The sequence below is a fragment of the Streptomyces colwelliae genome (assembly GCF_048158785.1).
In the GTDB taxonomy this organism is placed as follows: domain Bacteria; phylum Actinomycetota; class Actinomycetes; order Streptomycetales; family Streptomycetaceae; genus Streptomyces.
Genome location: NZ_JBLTJC010000394.1, coordinates 1 through 9,228 on the forward strand (window position 1 = coordinate 1; position 9,228 = coordinate 9,228).

General features: G+C 72.2%; 7 protein-coding genes and 3 pseudogenes. 2 read left to right on the forward strand and 8 right to left on the reverse strand.

Annotation, left to right across the window (positions count from 1 at the left end):
• Together ACNFOC_RS45215 and ACNFOC_RS45220 are read right to left on the reverse strand one after the other, a co-directional pair.
• Positions 1-1,028: NAD(P)-binding domain-containing protein (locus tag ACNFOC_RS45215; RefSeq protein WP_416964826.1), on the reverse strand; the 1,028-nt coding region annotated here is incomplete at its 3' end.
• Positions 1,028-2,335, reverse strand: a complete 1,308-nt coding sequence (locus tag ACNFOC_RS45220) for a carboxylate--amine ligase (protein WP_416964827.1) — start codon at positions 2,333-2,335, stop codon at positions 1,028-1,030. The genes ACNFOC_RS45215 and ACNFOC_RS45220, both read right to left, overlap by 1 nt.
• A 153-nt stretch (positions 2,336-2,488) precedes the next feature.
• Here ACNFOC_RS45220 and ACNFOC_RS45225 point away from each other — a divergent pair, with 153 nt between their 5' ends.
• Positions 2,489-3,757, forward strand: a complete 1,269-nt coding sequence (locus tag ACNFOC_RS45225; protein ID WP_416964828.1) for a glycoside hydrolase family 26 protein — start codon at positions 2,489-2,491, stop codon at positions 3,755-3,757.
• A gap of 22 nt (positions 3,758-3,779) precedes the next feature.
• Here the strand turns inward: ACNFOC_RS45225 and ACNFOC_RS45230 are convergent, their stop codons facing one another.
• The 6 genes and pseudogenes from ACNFOC_RS45230 to ACNFOC_RS45255 all read right to left on the reverse strand — a co-directional run.
• Entirely contained in the window at positions 3,780-4,874 is a 1,095-nt protein-coding gene (locus ACNFOC_RS45230) for a GNAT family N-acetyltransferase (RefSeq protein WP_416964829.1), read from the reverse strand.
• A 5-nt stretch (positions 4,875-4,879) separates the two neighbouring features.
• Positions 4,880-5,512, reverse strand: a complete 633-nt coding sequence (locus ACNFOC_RS45235; protein WP_416964830.1) for a YveK family protein — start codon at positions 5,510-5,512, stop codon at positions 4,880-4,882.
• Positions 5,509-6,663: a glycosyltransferase gene (locus ACNFOC_RS45240; RefSeq protein ID WP_416964831.1), complete on the reverse strand. Its 1,155-nt coding sequence runs from the start codon at positions 6,661-6,663 to the stop codon at positions 5,509-5,511. The genes ACNFOC_RS45235 and ACNFOC_RS45240 overlap by 4 nt, the downstream gene beginning before the upstream one ends.
• Positions 6,660-7,418, reverse strand: coding sequence for a polysaccharide deacetylase family protein (locus ACNFOC_RS45245; RefSeq protein ID WP_416964832.1), 759 nt, complete (start codon positions 7,416-7,418; stop codon positions 6,660-6,662). The genes ACNFOC_RS45240 and ACNFOC_RS45245 overlap by 4 nt, the downstream gene beginning before the upstream one ends.
• Positions 7,402-8,271 (reverse strand): annotated as a pseudogene (locus ACNFOC_RS45250) (lipid II flippase MurJ); the annotation flags it as partial. The pseudogene ACNFOC_RS45250 and the gene ACNFOC_RS45245, both read right to left, overlap by 17 nt.
• Positions 8,272-8,282: 11 nt before the next feature.
• Positions 8,283-8,915 (reverse strand): annotated as a pseudogene (locus ACNFOC_RS45255) (glycosyltransferase); the annotation flags it as partial.
• Positions 8,916-9,046: 131 nt separating this feature from the next.
• Here ACNFOC_RS45255 and ACNFOC_RS45260 point away from each other — a divergent pair.
• Positions 9,047-9,228: pseudogene (locus tag ACNFOC_RS45260) on the forward strand (hypothetical protein); the annotation flags it as partial.

The window sequence follows — 9,228 nt, forward strand, 5'->3', positions numbered from 1 at the left end:
CGCCAGCAGCAGGGCCAATTTACCCAGGGCGGCACGCCGCTCCGGATGACTTGGCCGAGCGGGGCCGACCATGTCGCCGCCGGCCGCGGTGATCGAGTACGGGTTGTTCTTGCGGGCGTCGCGCAGATGCGTCGCGAGGTACTCGACACCGCCCGCACCACGTCGGCCGCCGCGACCTCGTGGCCGAGCAGCACCTCCACCGCCGGTTCGACCCGGTCCCGCACCCACCAGGCGCCCGCAGGACCCAGGGCCGTGGCCGCGATCCTGGCCCGGGTCGACTCCGGGAGCCGGTGGAAGAGGCCGGGGCGCTCGGAGTAGAACCAGTTGCGCCAGCCGCAGCCCAGGCCGCTGTGCGGGGAGCGGGCCGACTGCCACCACGGGCGCTCCCAGGCCGGCGGCACGTCGTTCCAGGACAGTTCGTCGGCCCGCGCCAACACCCGTACCCGCGTGCCCTGTTCGGCGAGCAGCGCCGCCGTCTCCAGCGCCGCCTGGCCGCCGCCGATCACCGTGACGTCCTTGCCGCGGAAGTCGTCCAGCGCGCTGTGGTGGCTGCTGTGCGAGACGAGGGAACGGCCCAACCCCCTTAGCGCGGACGGGATTTCGACGAACGGCATGACGCCGACCGCGAGCGCGACGGTGCGGGCGTGCAGCACCCTGCCGTCGTCGGTCACCGCCTCGAAGCCGCCGGGCACCGGCGCGATCCGCTCCACCGTCCGCTCGTCCACCTCGGGCACGGCGTTGCGCGCGAACCACAGGCCGTACGAGGCGAACATCTCGACCGGGATCGGCTCCCCGTGCCGGGCCTCCACACCCTGGCCCGCGCAGTACACGTCGAGCGGCCAACGGCCTTCAGGGTCCGACAGGTTGGAGGCCCAGGGCTCCGACTTGAGGAACATGCCCCGGGGCATGTGGTCGCGCCAGGACGCCATCGGCCGGCCGAAGACGCGCAGGTTCAGCCCCGCGGCCGCGGCGTGCGACGCGATGGACAGGCCGTACGGGCCCGCGCCCACCACCAGCAGGTCGTACATCAGCAGCTGCTCGCTTTCTCGTCATCGCTCAACTCGGTCGACTTGCTCAACTCGGCTGGTGAAGCCGGCTTGTTGGGGTGGCTCTCGCCCGCCTGTCGCACCACCCGGACCTCCGCCGTGCGCACCGGGGCCGTTCCGCCCAGCCGCTCCCGCACCTTGCGCAGCACATGCAGGCCCCACAGTCCCCACATCGCACGGCCCGGCCCCGGGTCGTCCGGCGCATGCCAGGCCAGCTCGCGTCCGCCGAGCGCCGGGCGCAGCGCGCTGAGCGGCGCGTAGTTCTCCACCACGAACGACCGCCCCGGTCGCGGCGCGCCTTCCGGCAGCGGACGGTGGGTCAGATCCAGGTGCAGGGCGCGGACGACGTCCAGGCCCGCGGAGTCGGTGAACAGCCGGAACTGGGCGCCGGGCCGCGGGTTGAAGTCGAGCAGGTGATAGCGGCCGGTCGAGCCGCAGCGGCGGAAGTCCAGGTCGAAGATGCCGCGGTAGCCGAGCGAGGCGGTGAGGCGTTCGGCCAGCGCCTGCACCTGCGGGTTGGGTGTCCAGCGGCCCACCGCCGTCAACCCCGCGCCCCGCGGCCAGGCCCGCTGCTTGCGGCCGGGCCCGCCGCCGCGCACGGCGCCGGACCGGTCGGCGTACCCGTGGAAGAACCAGTCGCGGTCGTGCCCCGACGGCAGGAACGCCTGCAACAGCAACTGGCTGCCCGCCTCCTCGGCGCGCAGGAACAACTCGCGCGCCTCCTGCGCGCTGTGCACCACCACCGTGCTGCGCAGCCCGGTCCCGGCCGGCACCAGCCAGGGCCGGCTCCACTTCGCGACCACCGGCAGCCCCAGTTGCCAGGCGGCGCTCGCCGCCTGCGCCGCGCTCTCCGGGATCAGCGTCACCGGATGCGGGATGTCCGCGCCCGCGCACACGGCGGCCAGTTCGGCCTTGTCCGCGACCCGTTCGGCCAGCGCGCCGGGCTGCTGCGGCAGCAGGTAGGAAGGCGCGAGTTCGTGGCTCATCCGCCCGACCGCGACGGCGCTCGCGTCGTCCATCGGGATCAGTACGGCGGGACGCGCGATCCGCGCGGCCACCCGCCGGAGCGCGACGGCGATCTCGCCGGGGGTCGCGCCGGGCGGCGGCGGGGGATGCATCTGGCAGACGAAGCGGGAGCTGCGAACGGGACTTCCGGTGGAATCGGCGACCACATGCACCTCCACTCCCGCCCGGCCCAGCGAACGCACGGCCCCCAGCGTTCCGTGGTGAAAGGGATTCCGGTCGATCCGCAACAGAACTGCGGGGACACGGATGTCGAGCAGCGACACGGACTGTTTCCTTCGGTTCGGTTCACCCGTGTGGGCGACAGAGAAACTCGGAAGCCGTAACGGCGGTGGCGTAATTCATATTCATATGACTGAGTGTCAGTAGAAGAAAAAGAAAAGTCGGTACGGAGTGCGAGAGTGGAGAGAGGAGCAGACATGGCCCCACAGCAACGACGGTCCCGGACCGGACGGCTGGCCTTCATCGCGGCCACGGTCGTCGCGTCGGCGGCACTGGCGGCGGGCCCCGGGTTCGCGGCGGGGGTGACGCGGGCCACCGATCCGCCTGCTCCCGTGACCACCACACCCACGACTCCGGCCGTCGTGGAACCGGTGAAGACGCCCGCCCCCGCCTTCGGTGCCTTCCTCGACTCCGGTGCCCGGGGCGTGGCCCGGATGGCCGCGCTGAGCAGCTGGCTGGGCGGCGCCGAACTGCGCGTCGGCCACACCTACCTGCCCGGGAACCACTGGAGCGACATCGAGGGCGCCCCCGGTCTCCTCGACGTGTGGGCGGACTGGCGTACCGAGAAGTCCGACCGGATGCTCGTCCTCAACGTGCCGATGCAGGAGCACAATGAGGACGGTGTCTCCGACTTCCAGGTGCGGCGGCTGCTCCAGCAGGGCGCGGCCGGTCAGTTCGATCAGCACTTCAAGGCCCTCGCCGAGCGGCTGGTCGACCTGAAGGTGCCGGACACGGTGATCGTGCTCGGCTGGGAGATGAACGGCACCACGTACACCTCTCGCTGCGGGCCGGACCCGGAGGCCTGGAAGAAGTACTGGAACAGGATCGTCACCACGATGCGCTCGGTGCCGGGCCAGAAATTCCGGTTCGACTTCACTCCGAGCCGCGGCCGGGACGCCGTTCCCTGGACGCAGTGCTATCCGGGGAACGACACGGTCGACATCGTCGGAATGGATTCGTACGACCAGCCTTCCGGGCTGACGTTCGACGAGCAGGTGAAAGAGCCATACGGACTCCAGGAACACGTGGACTTCGCCAAATCCCACGGCAAGCCCATTTCCTATCCTGAATGGGGACTCTTCCGTAACGGCGACAACGCGGAGTACATGAAGCGCATGCTCGCCTGGATGGACGAGCACAAGCCGCTGTACAACACGGTGACCGACTACTGCCCGCACGGTGTGTGGCAGTGCTCCCAGAACCCGAAGTCGTCCCAGGTCTACCGCTCGGTCCTGTTCGGCCGCACCGAGGACCCGACCCCGGCCCCGACCACACCCACACCCACGACACCCACCACACCCACGACCCCGGTCACCCCGGAGCCGCCCAAGCCGACCACGCCCACCACACCGCCCACCCCGGCGCACCCGGCCAACTGCTCGCCGGTCGAGCTGGGCGACTGGGTGGAGTACTGGCTCGGCGGAAAGCTGTGCGTGAAGTTCGACTGGTGGCAGCGCGACCGCTGAACCAGAGGTGGCGGCGGGCCGCTCACGGTCCGTCGCCACCGCGTTCCCTCCACTTCCGCACGATCGCCTTGCCCCGCCGGCGCGCGGCGACATCGCAGACGACCGCCGTCATCAACGGCGCCGTGCGCCGCCGGGCCAGCAACAGCCGCTGGTTGAGCACCGGTTCGGGCCGCCAGTGATGCTTGTACGGCTCGTCCCCGCGCAGCAGGCTCAGCGTGCGCGGCCCGTCGACACCGGTGTGCTCCGCGCACGCGTCGAGCAGCATCACCGCCACATCCGCCTTCCGCTCCCGAAGCCGCGGATGCGCGCCGTAGAGATAACCGCCCGCGAGCCGCCGTGACAACAGCGTCAGGTCTACGGCGACCACGTCCTCGTCGAGCCGGAACTCGGTGACGACGGCGTCGCCGGAGCGGACCATCGGCCCGACCGAGCGCACCAGGTGTTCGCAGAACCGGGTCTGGAGATGCTCGGACGTCACCTTCCGTCCCTGCCACTGGAGTTGATGCAACTCCAGCAGCCGCCGCAGCGCCGAGTCCACCCCGTCCGGCTGTACGACGTGACGCTCGACGCCGAGTGCGGTCAGCTTGCGGAGCTTGGCGCGGACGCGCTGGGCCTTGGAGGAGGGGAGACGGGCGACCAGGTCGGCCATCGGTACGGCGGGCAGCTCCAGGCACAGCGAGTCGTGGACGCGGCGGCGCGGGCCGCGCCAGCGGTCGTAGACGCGCTCGACCGCGCCGCCGGGGCGCACCTCGCGGAAGTCGATCAGCGCGGTGCGGGCGGCGGACGCGAGGCCCTCGGTGAGCGCGGCGACCGCCGGGTCGCCGTGGTCGTCGTCCAGCAGGACGTCGCCGTAGTCGGAGATCGCGCCGCCGAGCGGGACCAGCGAGGGCACCGGACTGCGGACGAGCATCAGGGGTGCGGCGGCGACGAGTTCGCGGCCGTCGCGCACAACAAGCAGGCGCAGGCGGCCCGTTCGGCCGTACGACAGCCACCAGGAGTGCAGCCAGGCGTGGGACTGGAACGGGGTCGCCGCGCCGCACTTCTGGTACAACCGGCCCCAGGCCGGGGCCAGTTCGGCGAACTCTTGGGGGTCGGTGACGAGTTCGGCCGAGTACACCGGTGTCACAGGACGTCGGCCGCGGTGGCCGGGCTGGGCACGGAGGCGGGGCGGCCGGTCTCGTCCGGGGTCCGGCGCGGCCGGACGAGCAGCAGCAGGCCGCCGAGGAGACCGCCCGCGCTCGCGCCGACCAGTCCGGTCACCGCGGCCGAGGCCGAGGTGGGCGCGGCCGGCTTGATGGCGCGGGCGAAGGTCTGGAGTTCGACGTGGGTCGAGGCCTTCGCGTCGTTCGCGTGCACGGTCAGCGAGCGGGACACGGCGTTGGCCATGTCGGCGGCGAGGTCGGCGCGCGAGGAGGTGGCCGTGACGGCGACCATCGGCGCGTCCGGCGAGGTCGCCGTCTGCACGCTCGACTGGAGCGTCTTCACCGGCACGCCCGCCCACACCTGCGCGTCCCCGAGCACCGCGAGCTGGGTGGCGACCCGGCCGTAGGCCTGCGCGAAGCCGAGCGCGGTCGACGAGTCGGCCTTGTCGGTCGGGACGGCGATGACGTAGCTGGTGGCCGTGTACGTCGGGGTCTTGACGACGCCGTACGCGCCGCCGAGCAGGCCGCCTGCGACGGCGCCGGCCGCGAGGAGGGACCAGGCCGGGAGGGCTTTCGCGCGGCTGAGGGGGAGGTGCTGTCGGATCTCGGTCATGAGGAACTGGCTCCCTGGGGTGCGGGGGACGGCGACGAGGTGGAGACCGCGGCCGCGTACACGTCCATGAGTTGGGCGGCGCTGCGGGTGATGCAGTAGTGGTGGGCGGCGTCCGGGGCGGTGCGCGGACGCGGGCCCCGCGCGCGGGCCGCCGCCAGCGCGCGGGCGAAGACCTCGGGGCCGCCCTGCACGCGCCGGGCGGCGGCCGCGGCCTGCGGGGGGAGGTCCTCGATGGCGGGGCAGGAGGCGTAGAGCACGGGCAGCCCGGACGCCAGCCCCTCCACGACCGCCAGGCCGAAGGCCTCCTCGGGGGACGGCGAGGCGAGCAGGTCCATCGCGGCGGTGAGGGAGGGCAGGTCGGGGCCCGGCGAACCGTCGGGTGTGTAGGGGCGTTCGCCGGTGAACAGCACCCGGTCGGCGACCCCGCAGTCGTGGGCCGTACGGCGCAGGAGGTTCTCCTCGGTGCCGCCGCCGACCAGCAACAGCCAGTAGTCGGAGGGGAGTTGGGCCAGGGCACGGATCAGGACGTCGAAGCGTTTACCGGCGGCGAGGCGGCCGATGCCGCCGACGACGTACGCGCCCTCGGGCAGGCCGAGCCGCTGGCGGGTGCGCAGGCGCTGGGCCGGGTCGAAGCGGAAGCGGGCCAGGTCGATGCCGTTCGGGACGACTTCGATGCGCCGGCCCGGCACGCCCCAGCGCTTCAGGCGCTCGGCGACCGTGGGGGAGACGGCGACCGTGGAGCGGCCCAGGCGTTCGCTGGCGAGGTACAGGGCGCGGACCCCGGCGCTGAGGTGGCGGCCTTCCATCTGCGAGTCGCCCAGGGAGTGTTCGGTGGCTACGACCGCCTTCACACCCGCGATCCGGGCGGCGAGCCGGCCGTAGACGCAGGCGCGGTAGAGGTGGGTGTGGACGAGGTCGTAGCCGCCGGTGCGGATGATCCGGACCAGGCGGGGGAGGGCGGCGAGGTCGCGGTTGCCGGTCATGCCGAGGTGGAGGACGCGCACCCCGTCGGCGGTCAGGCCGGCGGCGACCGCGCCCGGGTTGGTGAGCGTCACGACGTCGCAGTGGACCGGCAAGTGCCGGATGAGCAGACGGAGTTGTTGCTCCGCGCCGCCGACGCCGAGGCCGGTGATGATGTGCAGGGCCCTCATGCGAGCCCCTCCACCGGACGCCGGCGCAGGCGGTGCAGCCGGTACTTGAGGAAGAGGCGTACGGCGGTGTCGTTCTGGCCGATGTGGACGCGGGGGAGGGCGAGCGGGCTGTTCAGGTCGCCGGGGTCGATGGCGCAGGCGTAGGTGTAACCGGCCTCGCGGACCGCGTCCATGGCGCGGGCGTCGATCGTGCCGTAGGGGTAACAGAAGCCGTCGACGGGGGAGTTGAGCAACTCCTGGAGTCTGGTGCGGCTTTCGGTGACCTCTGCCTTCAACGTGGCGTCGTCCGCCTTCGTGAGGTCGACGTGGGTCAGGCCGTGGGAGCCGATCTCCACGCCCTCGGCGGCGGCTTGGCGGATGCCGTTCGCGGTGAGGAGGGGTTTGCGTGGGCCCAGTGGGTCCCAGGCGTTGTCGCCGCCGAGGCGGCCGGGGAGGACGAAGAGGGTGGCGCCGCAGTCCCAACGGGCCAGCAGGGGAAGGGCGTTGGCGACGAAGTCGGCGTAGCCGTCGTCGAAGGTGAGACCGACCAGGCCGTGGCCCTCGCCCCGGGCGCGGGCGGCGAGCAGGTCGGCCATGGACACGCCCCGCAGACCGCGCCGGCGCAGCCAACTCAGCTGCTGCTCAAGGCGGTCGGGGGTGACCGTGATGCGGTAGGGGTCGTCGGAGCAGTCGCCCACGGAGTGGTACATCGCCACCCACGGGACCGGGCCTGTGGCGCGACTGCCGGTGGTCGGGGAATCAACGGGAGCGGCCATGGATGAGCCTTCGTGTGACGGAGCGTACGGTTTCCAGTGCGGGTGCGAAGCCCTGGGCGTCCAGGGCCCAGCCGAGCAGGACGAAGACGACGGTGACGGTCGTGCAGCCGGCCGTGAGGCCGAGCAGTGGCGAGGGCAGCGCGTGGGCGACGAACGCACCCGCGATCGTCGCGACCACGGCCGCGCGTACCGGCCGGCTCAGCTCGGTCAGGACCTGCCGGGTGTGGAGCGGGACACTGCGGGGGCCCGAACCGCACAGCAGGAGTACGGCGGTGAAGGTGATGCCGGTGGCGTTGGCGACGGCGATGCCGATGACGCCCCACGGGCCGACCGTCCAGGCGCCGATCCAGGAGGTCACGACGATGCCGGCGGCCATCGCGCCGACCGGGTACCAGGTGGGGCGGCCCGCGGAGAAGTAGGAGCGGACCAGGACGCCGACCAGGGTCTGGCCGAGCAGTCCGAGGGCGTACACGCGCATCACGCCCGCCGTGGCGGCGGTGTCGTGGGCGGTGAACGCGCCCCGCTGGAAGAGGAGTTGGATGATCTGAGGGGCGCAGGCGATCACCGTGGCGGCGCCGAGCAGCACCAGACAGGCGGCGAGCGCGAGGTCGCGCTCCACGCGGTTGCGGGCCTTCTCCGTGTCGCCCTCGGCGAGCGCCCGCGCGACCACCGGGAAGGTGACCGTGCACAGCATCATCGAGAGCATCATCGGCATCTGGGCGACCTTCTGCGCGTAGTTCAGATGCGAGATGGCGCCGGCCGGGAGGTTCGAGGCGAGGAAGCGTTCGATCAGGACCTGGGACTGGCGGCACAGGGCGAAGAGCAGCACGGTGGCCATCAGGGCGAGGTTCATCGGGCGGGGTTGCGCGGGACGAGGCGGGAGACGCAGACGACCACCGGGCGGTCCGTCAGGCCGAGGCGCTCTCGGACCTCCGCTCCGCCCGACCCGGGGTGGAAGACCTTCTCGTCCACGCCGGGCGGGAGTTGGACCATCCGCGCGGCCGCCGCCGGACTCAGCGCGGCGGCGATGCGCGAGCGCGTGTACTCGCCGAGGTAGGTGATCGTGTTGGTGGACTCCCCGATGCGGCGCAGGAGTTGACGGGAGGCGGGGAGCTGGGCCCACCCGGCCTCGTGGCCGTGGGTCGTGGCCACCAGCCGTTCCGCGCCCGCCTTCCGCAACGCCGGCGCCATCAGCCCGAGCGGCGCCGCCGCCCCGAACCACACCGCCGTACACCCGTGTTCACGCAGCAGCCCGACGGCCCTGCGGGTCGCGGCGGGTGTCGGCAGCAGCATGGTCGTGGTGTCCCGTACGACGGTGAAGGGCTGCTCGGCGTCGAAGGCGGCCGTCGCCTCCGCGCCCTCCCGCCCGCGCTTCCAGGTCGAGGCGTAAACGACGAGCCGCTCGGGGTCCAGGCGCAGCGCCATGTTGTGCAGAAAAGCCTGGATACCACCGGGCCGGGGCGGAAAGTCATTGGTCACGATCAGGGTCTTGCGCACGCGGCAGACCCTACCGGCCGTACCGGACGACGACTCACAGGCCGGCTCGGCCGCGCTTCATGGCCATCGCACAGCAGATCGGGAGAACATGTGGCCCACACCGGCGGGTACGGCACGGAACAGGGGCTCAGGTGGAGTGTGCGGGCGCGGGACGGCGGCTGGCGGCGCTGTTGGGGACCTGGGGTCTGACCAGGGTCGTACTCCTGCTGTTCGTCTTCAAGGTGCTCGTGTTCCCGGGCCCGGACGTGACCAGCGACGTGTCGGTGATCTACCAGGGCTGGTACGAGACGCTCCTGGTTCTTCTCCCCCCCTC

Bases quoted from the DNA above. Each gene is read 5' to 3' on its own strand.
- ACNFOC_RS45225 (WP_416964828.1), top strand. From the start codon at position 2,489: ATGGCCCCACAGCAACGACGGTCCCGGACCGGACGGCTGGCCTTCATC.
- ACNFOC_RS45235 (WP_416964830.1), bottom strand. From the start codon at position 5,512: ATGACCGAGATCCGACAGCACCTCCCCCTCAGCCGCGCGAAAGCCCTC.
- ACNFOC_RS45240 (WP_416964831.1), bottom strand. From the start codon at position 6,663: ATGAGGGCCCTGCACATCATCACCGGCCTCGGCGTCGGCGGCGCGGAG.
- ACNFOC_RS45245 (WP_416964832.1), bottom strand. From the start codon at position 7,418: ATGGCCGCTCCCGTTGATTCCCCGACCACCGGCAGTCGCGCCACAGGC.